The organism is Bacillus sp. ME78 (assembly GCF_903970865.1).
Classification (GTDB): domain Bacteria; phylum Bacillota; class Bacilli; order Bacillales; family Bacillaceae_G; genus Bacillus_A; species Bacillus_A cereus.
The window spans coordinates 1-209 of sequence record NZ_CAJCKK010000125.1 but is presented as its reverse complement, the minus strand read 5'-3'; the positions used below and the strand labels follow the sequence as shown (position 1 = coordinate 209).

The following is a 209-nucleotide window of genomic DNA, read 5'->3' as shown; positions in this document are numbered from 1 at the left end:
AATAAATCCAAGAAAACCGATTAACTTTAGCCAACTTCCATCCGCTTGAAAAGCTTCAATCATACCTGGTATTTTATAAATCCCAATAAATCCAAGAAAACCGATTAACTTTAGCCAACTTCCATCCGCTTGAAAAGCTTCAATCATACCTGGTATTTTATAAATCCCAATAAATCCAAGAAAACCGATTAACTTTAGCCAACTTCCAT

General features: G+C 34.0%; 1 protein-coding gene. It reads right to left on the bottom strand.

From position 1 onward, the window contains the following. The coding region (locus H6481_RS28580) for a hypothetical protein (protein ID WP_182813832.1) at positions 1 to 209 on the bottom strand (209 nt) is incomplete at both ends.